This is a genomic window from Pseudomonas sp. C9D1, assembly GCF_056491235.1.
Genome location: NZ_JBSZIE010000002.1, coordinates 331,392 through 351,440, shown reverse-complemented (window position 1 = coordinate 351,440; position 20,049 = coordinate 331,392). Strand labels below are relative to the sequence as shown.

At 70.1% G+C, this 20,049-nt stretch carries 15 protein-coding genes; 2 read left to right on the top strand and 13 right to left on the bottom strand.

Annotation, left to right across the window (positions count from 1 at the left end):
- Positions 1 to 66 precede the first annotated feature (66 nt).
- The 10 genes from ACXI0U_RS09935 to glgA are packed head-to-tail and all read right to left on the bottom strand — an operon-like array spanning position 67 to position 13,765.
- A complete protein-coding gene (locus tag ACXI0U_RS09935) occupies positions 67 to 714 on the bottom strand; it encodes a glycosyltransferase family 2 protein (RefSeq protein WP_374981040.1) in 648 nt (215 codons plus the stop codon).
- Positions 711 to 1,322, bottom strand: coding sequence for a class I SAM-dependent DNA methyltransferase (locus ACXI0U_RS09930; protein WP_021221706.1), 612 nt, complete (start codon positions 1,320 to 1,322; stop codon positions 711 to 713). Before ACXI0U_RS09930 ends, ACXI0U_RS09935 begins: the two co-directional genes overlap by 4 nt.
- Entirely contained in the window at positions 1,319 to 2,074 is a 756-nt protein-coding gene (locus tag ACXI0U_RS09925; protein WP_271661208.1) for a PIG-L deacetylase family protein, read from the bottom strand. The genes ACXI0U_RS09930 and ACXI0U_RS09925 overlap by 4 nt, the downstream gene beginning before the upstream one ends.
- Positions 2,071 to 3,105 carry an acyl-CoA dehydrogenase family protein gene (locus ACXI0U_RS09920; protein WP_479550171.1) on the bottom strand — a complete coding sequence of 345 codons (1,035 nt, stop codon included), beginning with the start codon at positions 3,103 to 3,105 and terminating at the stop codon, positions 2,071 to 2,073. Before ACXI0U_RS09920 ends, ACXI0U_RS09925 begins: the two co-directional genes overlap by 4 nt.
- Positions 3,105 to 5,231, bottom strand: a complete 2,127-nt coding sequence (gene glgX, locus ACXI0U_RS09915) for a glycogen debranching protein GlgX (RefSeq protein ID WP_479550170.1) — start codon at positions 5,229 to 5,231, stop codon at positions 3,105 to 3,107. Before glgX ends, ACXI0U_RS09920 begins: the two co-directional genes overlap by 1 nt.
- 34 nt (positions 5,232 to 5,265) lie before the next feature.
- Positions 5,266 to 5,589 (bottom strand): DUF2934 domain-containing protein, encoded by a 324-nt coding sequence (locus ACXI0U_RS09910; RefSeq protein WP_043245528.1) that lies wholly within the window; start codon positions 5,587 to 5,589, stop codon positions 5,266 to 5,268.
- On the bottom strand, positions 5,586 to 8,384 hold the full coding sequence (locus ACXI0U_RS09905) for a malto-oligosyltrehalose synthase (protein ID WP_479550169.1): 2,799 nt from the start codon (positions 8,382 to 8,384) through the stop codon (positions 5,586 to 5,588). Before ACXI0U_RS09905 ends, ACXI0U_RS09910 begins: the two co-directional genes overlap by 4 nt.
- The gene (gene malQ, locus ACXI0U_RS09900) at positions 8,377 to 10,461 is read right to left on the bottom strand and encodes a 4-alpha-glucanotransferase (protein ID WP_479550168.1); all 2,085 of its coding nucleotides are present in this window, start codon (positions 10,459 to 10,461) and stop codon (positions 8,377 to 8,379) included. Before malQ ends, ACXI0U_RS09905 begins: the two co-directional genes overlap by 8 nt.
- Entirely contained in the window at positions 10,458 to 12,224 is a 1,767-nt protein-coding gene (treZ, locus tag ACXI0U_RS09895) for a malto-oligosyltrehalose trehalohydrolase (protein WP_479551091.1), read from the bottom strand. Before treZ ends, malQ begins: the two co-directional genes overlap by 4 nt.
- Positions 12,224 to 13,765, bottom strand: coding sequence for a glycogen synthase GlgA (gene glgA, locus ACXI0U_RS09890; protein WP_031288567.1), 1,542 nt, complete (start codon positions 13,763 to 13,765; stop codon positions 12,224 to 12,226). The genes treZ and glgA overlap by 1 nt, the downstream gene beginning before the upstream one ends.
- A 505-nt stretch (positions 13,766 to 14,270) precedes the next feature.
- Between glgA and ACXI0U_RS09885 the strand changes: the two genes are divergently transcribed.
- Complete coding sequence (locus tag ACXI0U_RS09885; RefSeq protein WP_043245536.1) at positions 14,271 to 14,789, top strand: CinA family protein; 519 nt, start codon at positions 14,271 to 14,273, stop codon at positions 14,787 to 14,789.
- A gap of 1 nt (position 14,790) precedes the next feature.
- Here ACXI0U_RS09885 and ACXI0U_RS09880 read toward each other — a convergent pair whose 3' ends face one another.
- Positions 14,791 to 15,912 carry a mechanosensitive ion channel family protein gene (locus ACXI0U_RS09880; protein ID WP_479550167.1) on the bottom strand — a complete coding sequence of 374 codons (1,122 nt, stop codon included), beginning with the start codon at positions 15,910 to 15,912 and terminating at the stop codon, positions 14,791 to 14,793.
- Positions 15,913 to 16,158: 246 nt separating this feature from the next.
- Between ACXI0U_RS09880 and ACXI0U_RS09875 the strand changes: the two genes are divergently transcribed.
- Positions 16,159 to 16,491 (top strand): four-helix bundle copper-binding protein, encoded by a 333-nt coding sequence (locus ACXI0U_RS09875; RefSeq protein WP_479550166.1) that lies wholly within the window; start codon positions 16,159 to 16,161, stop codon positions 16,489 to 16,491.
- A 3-nt stretch (positions 16,492 to 16,494) separates the two neighbouring features.
- Here the strand turns inward: ACXI0U_RS09875 and ACXI0U_RS09870 are convergent, their stop codons facing one another.
- Positions 16,495 to 17,658, bottom strand: a complete 1,164-nt coding sequence (locus ACXI0U_RS09870) for a lactonase family protein (RefSeq protein ID WP_374981029.1) — start codon at positions 17,656 to 17,658, stop codon at positions 16,495 to 16,497.
- A 3-nt stretch (positions 17,659 to 17,661) separates the two neighbouring features.
- On the bottom strand, positions 17,662 to 20,034 hold the full coding sequence (locus tag ACXI0U_RS09865; RefSeq protein ID WP_479550165.1) for a glucose/quinate/shikimate family membrane-bound PQQ-dependent dehydrogenase: 2,373 nt from the start codon (positions 20,032 to 20,034) through the stop codon (positions 17,662 to 17,664).
- Positions 20,035 to 20,049 lie beyond the last annotated feature (15 nt).

The window sequence follows — 20,049 nt, the reverse complement described above, 5'->3', positions numbered from 1 at the left end:
TTCGGGACGGTCCGAGGTGGCGGTGGCTACGGGGGCATGGGAGTGGAGCCTTGGGCCATTGCGCTGCTACAGCAACCCGCGCAGGAACTCCGCGAAGCCTTCCGGGGCGCGGGCGTCGAGGCGGGCGCTGGTGTGCACGGCGGGGCGGCTGCTCCAGGAGATGCGCGCGCCGCTGCGTTCGAAGGCGCGCACCAGGTGCAGGTCCTCGTGGGCGGCCAGGGGCGGGAAGCCCCCGGCGCGCAGGTAGGCCTCGGCGCTGAAACCGAGGTTGGCGCCGTGCACGTGGCGGTGGTCGTCGTGCTGCTGGTAGTGGGCGTGGTAGCGCGCCTGGGCGTCGAGGTGGATGCCGTCCCACTGGGCGATGCGCACGGTGCCGCAGACCACATCGGCACCCAGGGCCAGCTGCGCGGCCAGCCAGTTGGCGCCGGCGATGCTGTCGGCATCGGTGCAGGCGATCCAGCGCGCGCCCCGGTCCAGCAGCCAGCGCACGCCGGTGGCGCGGGCTTGGCCGACGTTGCGCGCATCGATGGCCAGGGTGGCGATGCCGGCGGCCTCGGCGATAGCGGCGGAGCTGTCGCTGCAGGCGTCCAGCACCGCCAGTACCTGGACGGCTTCACCGCCCAGATCGGGGTGTGCGGCGGCCTGCAGCACCGAGTCGATGCAGGCACCCAGAAGCTGTTCCTCGTCATGCACCGGGATGACGACGCCGATCATGCTTCGCGCTCCCGCAGCCCTTCGCGCTCGGCCACCGAGGTGGCGTCGTGGCACCAGACCTCCAGCAGCAGGTCGGGCTCCTCGTGGCGCAGCAGGCGCGGCATGCCGAGGCCTTCATGCAGGCGCGCGTGGACCTGGTCGCCGGTCAGCGGGCAGCCTTCGATCACCGGGCGCCAATGGCAGGCGAGCAGGGTGCCGCCACGGTTCAGGGCCCGTAGCGCGCATCCGATCAGGCGTTCGAGGTCGGCGGCGTCGAGGTAGTAGCACAGCTCGCTGAGGACGATCAGGTCGAAGCGCCCGCTGGGCCATTGCTCCGGCAGGCGCGCCTGCTGCAGGCGCACGTTGGGCTTGTTGGCCAGGCGCTGGGCGGCCAGCTCGATGGCGCGGCCGGAGGTGTCGCAGCACAGCAGGTCATGGCAGCGGTCGGCCAGGCGCAGGCTCAGCTCGCCGTTGCTGCAGCCGGGCTCGAAGACCTTGTCGTAGAAGCCGCGGGGCAGGGCGGCCAGCACCAGGTTGCGCTTGCGCTTTTCGTACCAGCGCTTGCGGAAGGCCCAGGGATCGCGGCTGTCCTGGTAGAGCGTGTCGAAATAGCTGTCGGCCACGCTCACAGGAAGACCAGCTCGAAGGGTTGCTGCAGGCGTTCCAGGCTGGCGGGGGTGAGCACCGGCTGGCCGCCGTCCGGGTCCGCGTACAGCTGGCTGGCGAAGGCCTGCACGGCATGGCGCTTGCGGGCCAGGGTCCAGTTGTCCAGCTCCACCTTGCGCGCACGTTCCCAGGGGATGCGCGGGTCCTCGGGGGCGGCCCAGTGCCAGGCCCAGATGGGCACTTCATGGACCAGCGCGCCGACTTCCATGCCGGCTTCGAGGGTGGCCAGGCCCACCGCCTCGTGATCGGCGTGGCCGTCCTCGCGCCAGGTGGTGAAGACCACGTCCGAGGGTTGCAGGTAGGTGGTGAGGAAGCGCTTGAGCTCGCCCAGGTGGCGCTCGACGCCGGTGTCCGGGAAGCCGCCGCGCAGCCATTTCAGCTCGGCCACGGGGATGCCCAGCCGGTGCAGCGCCTCGGCGCTCTCCTGGGGGCGCACGATGCCGAGGCGGTGCGCCGTCCAGTAGGGCGAGCCGGGGTGGCTGGCGCTGCCGTCGGTGACCGAGATCAGCAGCACCTGGCGGCCCAGCTGGAACAGCAACTGCAACAGGCCGCCGCAGCCGAGCACCTCGTCGTCCGGGTGCGGGGCGACGATCACCGCGCGGGCTTCCGGCGGCACCAGGCGCTCGCAATCGATGCTGGGCACCAGGCCCAGGTGGTGCGAGGCGTTCCAGGCCTGCAGCGGCGTTCCGTCGCCATGGATGAGGTGGGCTCTCATGGCATCCAGCTCCCTTGTGGGGCCAGGGCGGCGAGGCGACCGAGTGCGGCGAGGTCGCGCTCGGCGTGGCTCTGGCGGAGGTACACCGGCAGGTCGGCGAGCAACCTGGCCAGGTAGGGGTCGAGGCAATAGGGGGCCGCGCCCAGGGCGTGGCCGACATGCAGGAGGGCCGCTTCGGCCGCGCTTTCGCAGAGGGCGCGCAGGCGGCGCACCTGGCCTTCGGCGTCGGCGCGGGGGTGGCGGTCGATCCAGGCGGCGTACTCGCGCAGGGCGCAGGCCGCTCCATGCAGGTGGGCGTCCAGGGCGCCCAGGTGGGCCAGGGCGTGGGGTTCGTCATGCTTGGCACAATGGCGGCGCAGGGCCTCGCCCAGGGCCTGGGCGGCGCCGAACCAGCAGGCGGCGATGCCGGCGCCCCCGTGCCAGAAGCCGGGGCGCTCCAGGTAGCCTCCGGCGGCGCCGATGCAGTGGGCGCGGGCCTGCTCGAAGTGCACCGCGACGCTGCCGGTGGCGGCCATGCCCACCGCGTTCCAGCCGCCTTCGCCGACGCGCACGCCGGGCTGGTCCAGGGCCACGGCCACCAGTTGCTGCCGGCCTTCCTCGTTCCAGCCGGTGAGCAGCGCGTGGCTGAGCACGGCGGCACCCGAGCACCAGGTCTTGGTGCCATCCAGGCGCACGTCCTGCTGTGAGGTGCGGGCGTTGATGCGCACCCGCGCCTGGGGCGGTTCGGCGGCCCAGACGCCCCAGGTGCTGCCGGCCGGCGGAGCGTCGGCGCCCAGTTCATGGAGGATGGCCAGGGCGTCGGTGTGGCCTTCGTAGAGCTTGCACAGGCCCAGGTCGCGGGCAGCGACCCGGGCCAGGGCCTGCCAGCGCGCCAGGGTGGCGCCCGCGCCGGGCAACGGCAGGCGGTCGAGGCCCGCCGCCACCAGTGCGGCCAGGCGATGACCGAGTTCGCGGGCGTCGGCGCCCGGGCGCGGGTGTTCCGCCAGGCACCCTTCCAGGCGCTCGGCAGGAACGGCCGGGGCGCCCTGCATCAGCCGTTCTCCCGTTGCAGCTCGAAGAGCAGCAGCGAGCGGTTGGTGAGGGTGAACTCGGTGTCGAACTCGAAGCGCTCCAGGGAGCGTTCGTCGGGGCGGTTGGTGTCCAGCAGCAGGGTCCAGGCGGTGCCCTGGGCGACTTCCGGCAGGCGGAAGTTGACCACGTCGTGGTGGGCATTGAGCAACAGCAGCAGGGTGGCATCGGCACCGCTCTTGCGGATGCCGGTGGGTTGCGCGCGGCCGTCCATGAGCATGCCCAGGCAGCGGGCGTTGCCGTCCTGCCACTGTTCCTCGGTCATCTCGTTGCCGCAGGGCGACAGCCAGGCGACGTCCTTGACCCCGAGTTCTTCGTTGTACTCGCCCACCAGGAAACGGCCCCGGCGCAGGATCGGGTAGGCGCGGCGCAGGCTGATCAGCCGGCGGGTGAAGTCCAGCAGGCTGCGGCCCTCGTCGTCGAGTTCCCAGTCCACCCAGCCCAGTTCGTTGTCCTGGCAGTAGACGTTGTTGTTGCCCTGTTGGGTGCGGCTGAACTCGTCGCCCGCCACCAGCATCGGCGTGCCCTGGGAGAGCAGCAGCGTGGCCATCATGTTGCGCATCTGGCGCAGGCGCAGCGCGCGGATGTCGGCGTCGTCGGTGGGGCCTTCGACGCCATGGTTCCAGGAGTAGTTGTTGTCGCTGCCGTCGCGGTTGCCTTCGTCGTTGGCTTCGTTGTGCTTGTGGTCGTAGCTGACCACGTCGCGCAGGGTGAAGCCGTCGTGGGCGGTGACGAAGTTGACCGAGGCGTAGGGCCGCCGGCCGCGCTGGTTGAACAGGTCGCCCGAGGCGGTGAGGCGGCTGGCGAGCCCGGCGATCTGCCCGCCATCGCCGCGCCAGAAGGCCCGCACGGTGTCGCGGAAGCGGTCGTTCCATTCCACCCAGCCGGGCGGGAAGCCGCCCACCTGGTAGCCGCCGGGGCCGCAGTCCCAGGGTTCGGCGATGAGCTTGAGCTTGCTCAGCACCGGGTCCTGGCGGCAGGCGACGAGGAAGCCGTGGCGCTCGTCGAAGCCGTGGGGGTGGCGGCCGAGGATGGTGGCGAGGTCGAAGCGGAAGCCGTCCACGTGCATCTCGGTGGCCCAGTAGCGCAGCGAGTCGGTGACCATCTGCAGCACGCAGGGGTGGCTGAGGTCGAGGGTGTTGCCGGTGCCGGAATCGTTGATGTAGTGGCGGCGGTTGTCGGGCATCAGCCGGTAGTAGGTGGCGTTGTCGATGCCGCGCATGCTCAGGGTCGGGCCCAGCTCGTTGCCCTCGGCTGTGTGGTTGTAGACCACGTCGAGGATCAGCTCCAGGCCGGCGTCGTGCAGGTGCGCGACCATTTCCTTGAACTCGTTGATGTGGCCGCTGGCGAGGTAGACGGCGTGGGGCGCGAAGAACGCCAGGCTGTTGTAGCCCCAGTAGTTGTTCATGCCCTTTTCCAGCAGGTGCTGGTCGTTGACGAAGCCGTGGATCGGCAGCAGCTCGATGCTGGTGATGCCCAGGGAGCGGATGTGCTGCAGCAGCTCGGCGTTCATCAGCCCGGCGCAGGTTCCGCGCAGGTGCTTGGGCACGGCCGGGTGGCGCATGCTGGTGCCGCGCAGGTGGGCCTCGTAGATGACCGTGGCATCCCAGGGCACGCGCACGGACTTGTGCTCGGGCCAGGTGAAGGCCGGGTCGATGACCTTGGACTTGGGCACGAAGGCAGCACTGTCGCGCTCGTCGAACGACAGGTCGCCGTCCTTGTGGCCGATGGTGTAGCCGAACAGCGCCTCGGACCAGCGCAGACCACCCACCAGTTGGCGGGCGTAGGGGTCCACCAGCAGCTTGTTGGGGTTGAAGCGGTGGCCGGCGTCGGGCTCGTAGGGGCCGTGCACGCGGTAGCCGTAGATCTGCCCGGGGTGGGCGTCCGGCAGGTAGCCGTGCCAGATCTCGTCGGTGTATTCGGGCAGTTCGATGCGTTCCAGTTCCTGTTCGCCCTTGGCGTCGAACAGGCAGAGTTCCACCTTGGTGGCATGGGCGGAAAACAGCGCGAAGTTCACCCCCAGCCCGTCCCAGGTGGCGCCCAGGGGGAAGGGGTGGCCTTCGGTTATCCGTGAGCGTTGCCTGCTCATTGGGTGGTTCTCCTCATAGGGCGTTCAGTGCGGTTCAGGCCTTGGATGGCTTGGGTGCGGTTTTGGTGGCGCGGGGCTTCTTCAGCAACGCCGGTTTCTCTTCGGCGGCGGCCTTGGGCGCCCGGGGTTTGCGCGTGGGCGCCGGGGTGGCGACCGCTTCGGCGGGAGCGCTGGCCGGCACTTCCTTGGGCTTGTTCACCCGCCGTGGCTTGGGTGCCGGTGGGCGTTCGCCACGGGTTTCCGATTCGGCGAGCTTGCGCGCCATCTCCCAGTGGCGGGCGTCCTGGCCGCTGGGTTTGCCCTCCGATTCCCAGATCTGGTACGCGAGTTCGCGGATGCGCTGTTCATCTGCACTCATGGCTGCTGCTCCTGATGAGGTCTGAAACACAAGAGGTTGACGGGGAAGTCGGCCAGCGCCTCGGCCAGGGCGATGCACCCTTCGATGGGGTGCAGCGGCGCCCGGGAGAACACGCCGGTAAGCGGGCTGTCGCCGATGGCGGCGGGCAGCACCACGCGGGTGTCGGCCCAGCGCTCGGGCGGAATATGGGGGGTGACGGCCTCGCCCAGCAGCTCGCTGGCCAGGCGCGGGACCAGTACCACCAGGTAATCGCCGCCGTGGCTGCGGGCGAAGGCCAGCACCTGCCCGGCATGGGCGCCTTCCACCGGCAAGGGCTGATAGTCGCCCCGGGCGAACAGCTCGGCGCGGGCATAGCGCACCGACAGCACGGTCGCGATCAGTGATTGCTTGATGCGGCCGTCACGCCAGGACGCGATCAGCCCGGGCTGGTCGGCCAGCTCGGTGAGGGCGTCGATGCGCCGGGCGAAATCCACTTCGCGGCGGTTGTCCGGGTCCACCAGGCTGAAGTCCCAGAACTCGGTGCCCTGGTAGAGATCGGGGATGCCTGGCGTTGCCATGCGCAGCAGGCACTGGGCCAGGCCGTTGAGGGCGCCGGCGGGGGCGATGGCGTTGGCCGCCGCGGCGATCTCGATGCGCAGCTCGCGGGCGGTGTCGCGGGCCAGCAGGTCATGCAGGAAGGTGCGGCAGGCCACTTCATAGGCGGCGTTGGGTGCGCTCCAGCTGCTGTGCAGCTTGGCCTCGCGCAGGGCCTTTTCCTGCCAGCGCAGCAGGCGCTCCAGGTAGGCGTTGAGGGCGTGGCGGTCGTCGGCGTCCAGGTCCAGCGGCCAGCTGCCGAGCAGGCACTGGTAGAGCATCAGCTCGTCGGCCGCGCTGGGCGCGCCCTGGTTGTCCAGCACCTCGCGCAGCGGCGTGGCCAGGCGGCGCCAGTGCTCGCAGCGGGCGGCGAACCAGGCGGAGCGTTCGCTGAGCACTGCCAGGCGTGCGCGGTTGTCTTCGCCGCGCTTGTGGTCGTGGGTGGCGGTGGTCAGCAGGTTGCCGGGGAAATGCTGCGAGCGGGCCAGGCACTGGGCGTGGAAGTCGCCGACCGGGCCGCTGAACTGCTGCGGGTCGAAACCCACGTCGTTGCGCGAGAGCAGCACCGCTGAGCGGTAGCAGGCGGTGTCCTCCACGGCCTTGGCCGCCGCTGGCGAGGTGAGCTGCTGGAAGCGCGCCAGCACCTTGCGCCGCAGCGTGCGTTGCGGCCTCGGCGGCACCTCGCGCAGGGGCTGGCCGCCCAGCCAGCGGTCGAGATGCTGCATCAGGGGCTGGTCGGCTTCGCCCAGGGTGCTGCGGGCGCCGGCCAGGGCTTGCTCGAAGACCCGCCGGTCCTGTTCGGAGCGGCCGAGGGCGCCGGCGTAGGTGCGGTACACCGGGAAGTGCACGATGAGCTCCAGCAGCGCGCGGCGGATGGCGCCCAGGGTCAGGTCGCGGGTGGCGATGTCCTCGCGGGCCACCAGCAGCAGGTTCTGCGCGAGGTTCTCCAGGTCGCCCGCCAGGGAACTGGTGAGCACCAGTTGGCGGGCTTCGCGCACTTCGTCCTCGAAGCGCCCGGAGCGGCCGCTGAGGGTGCTCCACAGGGCCGTGAGCTGCAGTTCGCCGAGGGGCGAGTGCTGCAACAGCGACACCTGGTTCATGAATTCGTAGCCGGTGGTGCCGTCCACGAGCCAGTCGCGGGACAAGCACTCCCCGGGGCCGAGGATCTTCTCCACGTAGATGGGGAAGTGCTGGCCGAGCAGGGCGCGCGGACGCTTGTCCAGCAGGCCCTCGACGCGCCGGCGCAGGCGGCGGCAGTAGCCGCGCGGGTCGGCCAGGCCGTCGACGTGATCGATGCGCAGGCCGTCCACCAGGCCGGCTTCGATCAGCTCGAAGACCTTGGCGTGGGTGGCCTCGAACACCTCGGGGCGTTCCACCCGCAGGCCGCCCAGCTCGTTGATGTCGAAGAAGCGCCGCCAGTTGATGTCGTCGGCGGCGGTGCGCCAGCTGGCCAGGCGGTAGTGCTGGCGTTCCAGCAACTGGTGCAGGCGTTCCAGGCCCTCGGGCGTGTCGGGGTGGTAGCGCTCCAGGGCACGCAGCAGGGGCTCGTCGCTGGGCGCGGCGGCGGCCAGCTGGCGGCGCAGTTCAGCGGCCTGTTGCCAGGCCTCGGGCTGCCCCTCCAGGGCCTCGAAGCGCGCGGCCAGCTCGCTGAGCACGGGGGCATCGCTGGCTCGCAGCAGCTCGCCGTAGCTGGGCGGGGTGAGGGGGAAGCGGTGGTCGAAGTGCTGGGCATAGAGGCTGCCGCTGTCGGCGTCGTAGCGCAGGGCGATCTCCCCGGCGGCCAGCACCTCGCCATAGTCGCTGCGCAGGAAGGGCACCAGCAGCTGGCCGCGCAGCAGCGGATCGTGGGAGCGCCACTGGATGTCGAAGAACTGCGCGTAGGGGCTGCCACGGCCCCATTCGAGGACGTCGAGCCACCAGGGGTTGTCGTCGCCGCCTACGGCCATGTGGTTGGAGACGATGTCGAGGATCAGCCCCATGCGCTGTTCACGCAGGGCGGCGACCAGGCGCTTGAGCGCCGCCTCGCCGCCCAGCTCGGGGTTGACCCGGGTGGGGTCGACCACGTCGTAGCCGTGGGTGGAGCCGCTGCGCGCGGTGAGCAGCGGCGAGGCGTAGAGATGGCTGATGCCCAGGCGCGCGAAGTAGTGCACCAGGGGCACCGCGTCGTCGAGGGTGAAGCCCCGGTGGAACTGCAGGCGCTGGGTGGCGCGGATCTCATTCATGGCCCTGGTCCTCCACCTGGCGGCGTGCTTCGTCGAGGCGGTGCAGGCGTCGCTCGGCGGCGGGGCCGTCGAGCATGGTCGCGGCGGGTTCCGCCCAGCGCCGCCGCCAGTTGGGGTGGTGGTCACCGGGGCCGGGCAGGTTGGGCTGTTCGTCGCTGCCCATCACGTCTTCCAGGGGCAGCAGCACCAGGGGCGCAGGGGTGCGGCCGATGAAGCCGATGCAGGCATCCAGCTGCTCGTCGTTGTCGCGTTCGCCCTGCAGCGCCTGGGACTGGTCGCTGGCGTAGAGCGCGGTGGTCAGGGCGAGCTTTTCCCGGGCGCGGGTCTCGCGGTCGCCGTGGCTGTGCTCGGCGCTGCGCTGGCCGGTGATTTCGCGCCACTCGATATCGCGGCCAAGCAGCCAGCCGCGCATGCTCGGCAGGTCGTGGGTGGTGGTGGTGGCGAGGGCGTCGCGGGGCCAGCTGTGGGGCGGCAGGAAGCGGCCGTCGCTTTGCTCGAAGAGCAGCACGCGCATGCCGAGGATCATCCGCTGCGCCAGTTCCTCGCGAAGGCCGGCAGGCACGGTGCCGAGGTCTTCGCCGATGACCAGGGCGCGGTGGCGGAAGGATTCCAGCGAGAGCAGGCGCAGCAGGTCCTGCAGCGGGTAGTTGAGGTAGGCGCCGGCTTCCGGCGGCGCGCCCTGGGGCAGCACCCAGAGGCGCTTGAGGCCCATCACATGGTCGATGCGGATGCCACCGGCGTGGGCCAGGTTGGCCTGGAGCATCTCGATGAAGGCGCGGTAGCCGTGGCGTTGCAGCCCTTCGGGGGAGAAGGCCGAGACGCCCCAGCTCTGCCCGGAGCGGTTGAGGATGTCCGGCGGCGCACCCACGGTCACGGCGGGCAGCAATTCGGCCTGGCGCGCCCAGGCCTGGCTGCCGGCGCCGTCGGCTCCCACGGCGAGGTCGGCGATCAGGCCGATCTTCATGCCGGCGCCCCGGGCGGCGCTCTGCACCCGATCCAGCCCCCGGGCCACCAGCCACTGGCAGAAGGCGTGGAAGGTGACTTCCTGTTCGTGCTCGGCGGCGAAACGCTGCACGGCCTCGTGGTGGGGGTCGCGGTATTGCTCGGGCCACACGCGCCAGTCGGTGGGCAGGCCGCTGCGGCTCATGAAACCGTGCAGGGCCTCGAAGCGGCAGTGTTGCAGCAGGGCATCGCCGCCGTGCTGGCGGAAGCTGGCGAAGTCGGCGCTGAAGGCATTCTCCGGGCCGGCGAAGCCCGCGAACAGCTGGCGCAGGATGGCCTGGCGGCTGGCGGCCACGGCGGGCCAGTCGATCAGCGGCTCGGCCTCCAGGCGCGCCAGTTCGGCGCCCAGGCCGCTGGCGCTGATGGCTTCCTGCAGGGCGCGTTCACCGAGGATGCAGCCGGGGGCGGCGTGCAGCACGTTGAACAGCAGGCGGCTGGAAGGCGAGTAGGGGCTGTAGTTGTAGCTGTTGGCGCTGAACATGGCGTGCACCGGGCTCAAGGCGATGGCATCGGCGCCCTTGGCCGCGGCGCTGCGGGCCAGTTCCTCCAGGGCCTGGGTGTCGCCGAGGCCACCGTCGCCGGGGCGGCGCAGGGAGTACAGCTGGGCGGTGAGGCCCCAGATGTGGCGGCGCTGGTGGTCGCTGAGCTGGGCCACGCTCTGGCAGGCCGGTGGCGCCACGGCCAGGGTCAGGGCCTGGTCGCCGATCAGCAGGCGCTGGTAGCCGCAGGCGGCGATGGCGGGCAGGCGGCCTTCGTGGTCGAGGCGGGCGTCGATCCGGGCGCCATCCTCCAGTTGCAGCTGGAAGGGGGTGCCGGCCGCGAAGTGGCGGGCCAGGGACAGCGGCTGGCCCTGGTCCAGGGTTAGCAGCGGGGCGAGGGCGGCCTGGCTGCGCTGCTGTTCGAGGTGGGCCAGGGCGGCGTGCAGCTGCTGCTCGCTCTGCGCCGGGTAGCCGAGGGCTTCGAGCAGCGCGCGTTGGGCCTCGGGCGCCACCTGCTGGGGGCGGCCGTCGGCGTCGGTCCAGTAGATGCTGAGGCCGGCGGCACCGGCCAGTTCGGCCAACAGGGCGTCGCTCATGCGCTGTCCTCCAGGGTTACGGCGACGCTGCGCGCGGCCAGCAGGCCCTGGCGGTAGTCGTCCAGGGCCGTGCGGTGGGAAAAGATCACCCGCGCGCCTTCACGGGGCAGCGGGGCGCGTACCGGCTCGGCGGCCAGGTTGAGGTCGATGCGCAGCAGGCTGCCGTCGCCCAGGCGCCAGCTGGCCGAGACGGCCTTTTCCTCCAGCACCCGGGTGCCGATGGCCTGGCTGCCGGGCAGGCGCGGCACCAGATGCGCGTGGCGCAGTTCCAGCAGGCGCCGGTAGTACACGCGCCAGGCCTGCTGGGCGGGCTCGGTGCAGGTGGCGCAGTCGGGAATGGAGCCGGTGAAGGTGCCCAGGGCGTTGGGGTCGGGGATGCTCTGGCGGATCTGCTCGTCGGCGAACACCGTGAACTCGCGGAACTCGTTGCGCCGACCGTCGCGCACCGCGCGGCCCAGTTCCTCGTTGTGCGAGGTGAAGAACAGGAAGGGCTGGCGTGAGCCCCATTCCTCGCCCATGAACAGCAGCGGGATCATCGGGCTGAGCAGCAGCAGGGCAGTGGCGGCCTTGAGTTCGTCGGGCTCGGCCAGGCTCGCCAGGCGTTCACCAAAGGCGCGGTTGCCCACCTGGTCATGGTTCTGCAGGAACAGCACGAAGGCGGTGGGCGGCAGGTGCACGCTGGGTTCGCCGCGCAGGTGGCCGCGGCGGGTGGCCTCGCCCTGGTAGACGAAACCCTCGCCCAGGCAGCGCGCCAGCTTGCTGGTGGGGTCGCTGGCGAAGTCGGCGTAATAGCCCTCTTGCTCACCGGTGAGCAGCGCGTGCAGCACGTTATGGCCGTCGTCGTTCCACTGCGCGTCGTAGCCTTGTTCGAGCAGGCCTGCATCGTTGTCTTCGTTTTCCAGCACCAGGTGCAGGTGGCGGCCGTTGCCGGCGGCCGCGCGCAGGCGGCTGGCCAGTTCGGTGAGGAAATCCTTCTCGGCGATGGCGTGCACGGCGTCGAAGCGCAGGCCGTCGACGCGGTAGTCGAGCACCCACATCAGGGCGTTCTCGCAGAAGAAGTCGCGCACCTGCACCTGGCGGAAGTCGATGGCCGGGCCCCAGGGCGTCTGCCGTTCGGCATTGAAGAAGGCGCTGGCGTACTGGCCGAGGTAGTTGCCGTCGGGGCCGAAGTGGTTGTAGACGACGTCGACGAACACCATCAGGCCCAGGCCATGGGCGCTGTCGATCAGCCGCTTCAAGGCTTCCGGCGTGCCGTAGGTGCTGTCGGGGGCGAAGGGCAGCACGCCGTCATAGCCCCAGTTGCGCGCGCCGGGGAACTCCCCCAGGGGCATGAGTTCGATGGCGGTGACGCCCAGTTCCTTGAGCCCGGGCAGCAGGGCCTCGACCCGGTCGAAACCGCCCAGCAGGCCGACGTGCAGCTCGTAGATCACCGCCTCGTGCCAGGGCCGCCCGCGCCAGTCCGGGTGGCGCCAGCGGTAGGCCTCGGGGTCGACCACCCGGCTGAAGCCGTGGGGGCCGTCCTCCTGGGCCCGCGAGGCCGGGTCGGGCACGCGCAGGTGTTCGTCGATCAGGTAGCGGTACAGGGTGCCGGCGCCCACGGGCAGGTGGCAGCAGTGCCAGCCTTCACCGTGGGCACGCAGCGGGTGGCGACTGCCGTCGGCCAGTTCCACTTCGACGAAGCGGGCGTCGGGTGCCCAGAGGGCGAAGCGCGTGGTGCCGTCCTCCTCGAGCAGCGCCCCATGGCTGCGCGTGAGGGGAAACATCAAGCCGGGCCCTCCGCCTGCAGCGCCACCGAGGTGGCCTTGAGCAGCCGCTTGTAGAGCCGGTCGTAGGGCTTCACCGATTGCCGCCAGTAGAGCGGCGAGGCCATGGCCTGGCAGCGCATGGCGTTGAGCAGCTCGGGGTGGCGGTAGACGTTGAGGGCGCGCTGCACCGCATCCAGGTAGCTGGCGGCATCGGCCTCGCGGAACAGGAAGCCGGTGACACCATCCTCGATGGTGTCGGCCAGGCCGCCGGTGCGCCGGGCGATGGGCAGCGAACCGAAGCGCTGGGCGTACATCTGGCTCAGGCCACAGGGCTCGAAGCGCGAGGGCATGAGCAGGAAGTCGCTGCCGGCGAACATGCGCCGGGCGTCGGTTTCGTTGAAGCCCACGTGTACGCCGATGCGGCGTGGGTGGCGCTGGGCGAGGTCCTGCATGGCTGCTTCCAGGGCCGGCTCGCCACGGCCGATGATGGCCATGCGACCGCCGCCTGCGACGATGGCGTCGGCGATCTCCAGGGTCAGGTCGATGCCTTTCTGTTGCACCAGGCGCGAGACCACGGCGAACAGCGGGCCGTCCATGGGCTCCAGGTCGAAGAGCTTTTCGACGTACTCGCGGTTCTCGCGTTTGCCCTGCCACAGCTGGGCGCTGAAGCTGGCCACCAGGTGCTCGTCGGTGCGCGGGTCCCAGCTTTCGTCGATGCCGTTGGTGATGCCGCTGAGCTGGCCCTGGTCGACACGGTGCTTGAGCATGCCTTCCAGGCCGCAGCCGAAGTCTTCGGTGGTGATCTCGTGGGCGTAGTTCTCGCTCACGGTGGTCACGTGGTTGGCGTGGGCGATACCGGCCTTGAGGAACGACAGCTTGCCGTAGAACTCCATGCTCTCGTGGCTGCAGGCTTCCGGTGGCAGGCCCAGTTCGGGGCTGCATTGCGGGTCGATCAGGCCCTGGTAGGCGAGGTTGTGGATGGTGAACACGCTGGGTGTGGTCTGCCCGCGCCAGGCCATGTACGCCGGGGCGAGACCGGCGGGCCAGTCGTTGGCGTGGATCAGCTCCGGGCACCAGCTGAGGCACGCGGTGCCGGCGGCCAGCTCGGCGGCGGCCAGGCCCAGGCGGGCGAAGCGGATGTGGTTGTCCGGCCAGTCGCGGCCGTTGGCGTCGCCGTAGGGCGTGCCTTCGCGCTCGTAGAGCTCGGGGCAGATGATCACGTAGACGATCAGGCCGTCGGGCAGGTCCATGCGGCCGATGCGGCAGGCGGGCAGGGCGGCGTGCCCCGGCACCCGGCCGATCACGCGGATCGGGTGGCCGCTCTCCAGCACCTGTCGGTAACCGGGGATGAGGACGCGAACGTCATGTTGGGAAGCCAGGGCACGGGGCAAGGCAGCAGAAACGTCCCCCAGGCCGCCGACCTTGACCAGGTCGGCGAACTCCGAGGTGACGAAGAGAATTCTTTTCTTGTTGGTGTGCAGGCTTTCAACATGCAGCTGGGGGCGATTGGTCATGGAACTCAAACCCCCGAGCTGAGCGCTCGCTACAGCATTTCCCATATCATCCTCCGCTATCCGAGATTCCCTGATACGGGGATGCCGTCCTCGCCACCCATGCGCGGGCCATCGTTCCTGCATCGCACAAACGCCGATGCCAGTTGGAAAGATGAGTTTGAAAACCGGGCACAGACGTCACATCCCCACATAAACCCTGACTGGACGCAGCGCGGAGAAGTTTCGACTTTTTTTCCTTCCGGCCGGCTGTCGGGGAACTTTGGCGATGGCGGTTGTCGTCGAGAGCGGTGGGCTGAAGCAGAGCGCCGCACGGCCCACCCTCTGGAGCATCGTGGGTAAACATCCACGCCCTCAGGACACCTCGGAGCATGCAGCCGCCGCTAACTCACGCGCTCATCCTGTTGAGTCCTCACACAGGCAGAGCCGGTGACTCATGACCACGTCCTAAGGACATGCGCGCCCGTCGCCTGGGACGGTGGATTGGGGGAACTCGGGGACGCGGGGGTATTCCTAGCCTCTACAACAGGTACAGCGATACCCGGAGGCCGTCATGCAGAGCGTCGAGCAGGTTGTGAGTTTCCTCGAGAAGTACCAGCTGTCCCTGGTGACCGCCGAATCCTGCACCGGGGGGCTGATGGCCTCCCTGCTGGCCGGCGTGCCCGGCTGTGGCGCGGTGCTGGACCGCGGCTACGTGGCCTATTCGCCCACCGCCAAGCAGCAGTGCCTGGGGGTGGACCCGGTAACCATCGCCCGTTACGGGCTGACCAGCGAAGAGGTGGCGCGGGAGATGGCCCTGGGCGCCCTGGCCAACAGCGAGGCCAGCGTGGCCCTGGCCAACACCGGCATGGCCGAGGCTGAAGGCCCCCTGGACGGCCTGGTGTGTGTCGCCTGCGCCATGCTGATGGACGGCGAGCCCTGGGTGGTCAGCGAGCAGTTGCGCTTCGACGGTGACCGCAACCAGGTGCGCGAGGCCGCCGCCCAGCATGTGCTGCTGCAATTGCCCTATTACTACGAGCGCCTGCACCAGGCCATCGCCGCGCGGTTGCCGAGCGCGGCGGCCAACGGCTGAGTCAGACCGGCGGCTGGCGCTCGGGCTCGACGATGGGTTCCGGGTGCCGCCCGCCGAGTTCCGGCGCTTCGCTGCGGGTCAGTTCGGCGCGCAGCTGCGGCAGGCAATGCGGGTAGCGGTGGGCGATGAAGTTCAGCAGGTTCTCGCGCAGGTAGCAGCGCAGGTCCCAGTTGCGCGAGGAGTCGATGGAGCTGACCAGCACCCGCAGCTGGATGGCGCGTTCGGTGGTGTCCACCAGCTGCAGCACGCTGACGCGGCCGTCCCACAGCTGCGGCACTTCCTTGCACAGGCGGTCCAGCTCCTGGCGCAGCGGGTCCAGCGGCATCTCGTAATCGGCCCAGAGCACCACCGCCCCGGTGATCGACGAGCTGACCCGGGTCCAGTTCTGGAAGGGGTTCTCGATGAACCACTGCAGCGGCACCACCAGGCGCCGGTCATCCCAGATGCGCACCACCACGTAGGTGCCGGTTATTTCCTCGATGCGCCCCCATTCGTTCTCGACGATCACCACGTCATCCAGGCGGATGGGCTGGGTGATGGCGATCTGCAGGCCGGCGATCAGGTTGCCCAGCACCGGTTTGGCGGCGAAGCCCACCGCCAGGCCGGCGACGCCCGCCGAGGCCAGCAGGCTGGTGCCGAACTGGCGCGCGGTGGGGAAGGTCATGAGCATGGTGGCGGCGCCGAACAGCAGCACGAAGAAGCTCAGGGTGCGCACCAGGACGCGGGTCTGGGTCTGGATGCGGCGGGCGCGCAGGTTGTCGCTGATGTCCACCGGGTTGTGCAGCAGGATCACCTGTTGAACCGCGTCCACCGCACGCAGGCCGAGCCAGGTGAAGGTGCCGATGATGGCCATCGAGGTGAGCTGGCGCAGCGGGCCGATGAACAGCAGGTTGTCGGGGGCGGCGCTCCACACCGTCTGCAGGCCCAGCAGGGGCAGCAGCAGGTAGAGCGGCCGGCGCACGCGCTGCAGCAGTTCGCGCAGGAACAGCACCGGCTTGGCCAGGCGAACCAGCACGCGCATGACCCCGCGTGCGGCCAGGCTGAGGCCCAGCGTCACCACCAGGGCCGTGAGCAGGACCCTGAGTTCGGGCAGCGGCAGGTACGGTAGCCAGTTTTCCAACATGGGGAACCTCCGGATCACGATGACCCTGTTAGTGACCCGGTGCCTGGCGATGGGTTCGGGTGGATGTTCAGGCGGCCATGGCACGCTTGTAGGTTGGCGCCGAGCGCAGCGAGGCCCAACGGAGCGGGGCTCGACTCTGCTGCGTTGGGCTTCGTGCCTCAGCCCAACCTACGGCGCACATAAATCTCCTGAACCGCCGCGCCACGGCGGGGCCGAAGTAGATGAGCCCCCTGGATGGAGATGCCCATGAATGCCGAGATCCAAGCCTGTGCCGATGCCTGCCTGGTGTGTGCCGACGAATGCGCGCAATGCGTGACCGCGAGTCGCCTGGATGAGGGCGGGGAGTACCTGGAACGCTGCATCGAGCTGAGCCGCGAATGCGCGGACAGCTGCCTGCTGATGCAGGAGCTGGTGGAGCGTGAAAGCGCGCAGGTGGTGGGCTTCGGCAGGTTCTGCGCGAGTATCTGCCGGCTGTGCGCCGCCGAATGCCGGCGCCATGACCTGGCGCACTGCCAGCGGCTGGCCCAGGTCTGCGAGGACTGCGCGCAGCAATGCCAGGGCCTGGCCCTGGCTGCCTGAGGCTCAGGGCACGAAGCGCAGGGCGCTGGGGGCCGGGGTGCTGACCGTTTGCACCTGCTCCACCAGCAGGCCGCTTTGCGGGTCGCGGCTGAACACCACCAGGCTGTCGCTCTTCTGGTTGGCCACCAGCAGGAAACGCCCGTCCGGGGCGAAGGTGAATTCCCTCGGCTCATCGCCCCCGCTGGCGTGGCGCTGCACCTCGCTGAGGCTGCCGTCGGCGGCGCTCACCGCATAGACCACGATCTGGTTCTCCACCCCACGACGGGCGACGTAGAGGAAGCGCCCGTCCGGCGACAGCTGGAGGGCGCCCAGGCGGCGATCGCCCTGGGCGTTGGCACCGGGCGGGTCCAGGTCCACCAGGCCCTGCTGTTCCAGCTTGGCCTCGTCGCGGCCGAGGATGGCGATCTGGTTGGACAGCTCCAGGGTCAGGTAGGCGCGGTTGCCGCTGCGGTCGAACACCAGGTGGCGCGGGCCGCTGCCCTTGGGCAGGGCGAAGGCGCCGGGCTTGGCCGCCTGCAGCGGCTTCTTCGGTTTATCCCCGTCGTAACGGTAGGCGTAGACCTTGTCGGCACCCAGGTCGGTGACGAAGAGGAAGTCGCCGGCCGGCACCGCCGCGTGCATGTGCGAGGAGCCCTGGCGCTGCGAGCCGCGCCGGGAGAAAGGCTGGCGCACCAGCTGGGCGACCGGGCCGAAGGTGCCGTGGGCGCTGACCGGGATGGCCGCCAGGCTGCCACCGGGCGTGGGCTTGCTGCCGTAATGAGCGACGAAGAGGAAACGGCCATCCTCGCTGAGGCTGGCATGGGTGGGCTCGGCGCCCTTGCTCGCCACCTGGCTCAGGGGCGTGAGGCTGTGCTCGTCACCTTCGCCGATGGCGAAGCTGCTGACCTGGCCGGCCGGGTCGCGGCCCTTGGGCGGGTTCTCGTTGGTGGCGAACAGCTGGCGGGCATCCGGCGAGAGCACCAGCCACGAGGGGTTGGCGCTGGTGAGGGTCTGCAGCGGCTTCTCCGTCAGCCGGCCCTGGCTGCCGTCGAAGGCGAAGCGCTGGATGCCGGGGCAGGTCTCGCCACTACAGCCCACCAGCAGTTGGGAGGTGTCGACGGGCGCCCGGCCGGCACAGCCGGCGAGCAGGGTCATGGCGCAGAACAGCAGTGGGACGTTACGCGGCATCGATCATTCCTTGGGCAGGGCGAAGGCCAGGACGTAGTCGCCCTGGCGGGTGTGCAGGGAACCATGGCCACCGGCGACCACCAGCACGTACTGGCGGCCATCCTTGCCGGTGTAGCTCATGGGTGTGGCCTGGCCGCCGGCGGGCAGGCGGCCTTCCCAGAGCTGCTTGCCATTGCGCACGTCGTAGGCGCGCAGGTACTGGTCGAGGGTGCCGGCGAGGAAGGCGACGCCCCCGCCGGTCATCACGCTGCCGCCCAGGCTGGGTACGCCCATGGGCAGCGGGATGGGGATCGGCGAACTGTCGCGCACGGTGCCGTTCTTGTGTTTCCAGGCGACTTTCATGGTGGTCAGGTCCAGGGCCGCGACGTAGCCCCAGGGCGGCGACTGACAGGGCAGGCCGAGGGGCGAGAGCAGCGGCGATAACAGGGCGCCGAAGGGCGCACCCTTGTTCGGCTGTACGCCTTCGATCTCGCTCTTGCGCGCAGGTTCATCGGTGGCACTGCCTTCGGGCACCAATTTCGAGGTGAAGGCCATGTAGCTAGGGTTGAGGAAGGCGATCTGGCGCTCCGGGTCCACCGCGATGCCGCCCCAGTCGAAGACCCCGAAGTTGCCGGGGTAGACCAGGCTGCCCTGCTCGGAGGGCGGGGTGTAGATGCCCTCGTAGCGCAGGGAGCGGAAGGCGATGCGACAGAGCATCTGGTCGATCGGCGTGCCGCCCCACATGTCGCGCTCCTGCAGGGGCGGTGGCATCAGGTTGAGTGCGGACATGGGCTGGGTGGGGGCGGTGAAGTCGCCCTTGGCGGCGCCCTGGGGTACGGGGGTTTCCCTGACCGGGACGATGGGCTCGCCGGTGCGCCGGTCGAGCACGTAGAGGCTGCCCTGCTTGGTGGAGGCGATCAGTGCCGGGCGTGGGGCCTCGCCGGCCTTCTGCGGCGGCAGGTCCACCAGGCTCGGCTGGCCGCCGACGTCCATGTCCCAGAGGTCGTGGTGGGTCATCTGGAAGGTCCAGCGCACCTTGCCGGTGGCGATCTCCAGGGCGGTGACCCCGGCGCTGTAGGTTTCCGAGGCCTTGGTCCGGCGACCGCCCCATTGGTCCGGGGTCTGGTTGCCCATGGGCAGGTAGAGCAGGCCGAGCTTCTCGTCGAGGCTCATCACCGACCACATGTTCGGCGAGTTGCGGGTGTAGGTGCGGCCCTCGGGCAGCGGCGCGGTGTCGTCGGGGTTGCCGGCATCCCAGTTCCACACCAGGTGGCCGTCGTGCACGTCGTAGGCGCGGATCACGCCCGAGGGCTCGTCTTCTGAAATGTTGTCGGTGACATGGCCGCCGATGATCACCAGGTCGCGGCTGACGCCGGGTGGCGAGGTGGAGTAGTAGCCGCCAGGAGTGAAGCTGCCGATGCCACGGGTGAGGTCGATGGAGCCCTTGTCGCCGAAGCCCTCGCAGGGCTTGCCGTCATCGGCATCAAGGGCCATCAGGCGGGTGTCGGCGGTGGGCAGGAACAGGCGCCGCTCGCAGCGCTTGCTGTCACTGGGGCTGTCTTCCTGGTGGTAGGCGACACCGCGGCAGGTCATGTGCGCCCAGCCCTTGAAGCTGTCGGCGTTCTGGGTGCTGATCTTCGGGTCGAAGCGCCAGATCTCGCGGCCGCTGTCCGGGTCCAGGGCGATCACCTGGCTGTGCGGGGTGCACACGTAGAGCATGCCGTTGGCCTTGAGCGGGGTGTTCTCGGCGGTGGTTTCCTGCGGGTCGTCCGGGCCGGGCAGGTCGCCGGTGCGGTAGCTCCAGGCCAGTTCCAGCTTATGGGCGTTCTCCGGGGTGATCTGGCCCAGGGGCGAGTAGCGGTCGCCGGCGTTGCTGCGCCCGTAGGCCTGCCAGTCGCCTTCCGGCATCGGCGGCTCGCTCTGCACTGCCAGGGGGTTGCCGCGGCCAATCTCGCCTTCCAGGTTGTGGGGCTCGGTGAACTGGCTGAGCAAGGCCACGGCGCCGGCCAGCAGCACCGCCACCAGCAGCGCACCGCCATTGGCCCGCGAGGTGCCGCCGGCCAGGCCACCGCGCGCCCAGGGCAGCAGCAACAGCACACCGATGCCGAACCACAGGGCCAGGCGCGGCACCAGTTGCCACCAGTCCAGGCCCACCTCCCAGAGCGCCCAGGCGGTGGAGGCGGCCAAGGTCACGGCGAACACCAGCAGGGCCGAGCCGAGGCCTTTCCACAGCAGGAAGCCGGCCACCAGCAGGGCGCCACCGGTGAGCGGGTAGTACCAGGAGCCGCCGACCCAGACCAGGCGGATGCCGCCGATGAGCAACGCGAGGCCGAGCAGCAGCAGGAATAAGGCGAGCAGGCGGGCGAGGGGAGAAGGGCGGGCGCCGGGGGCGGACATGGGCAGTCCTCCGAA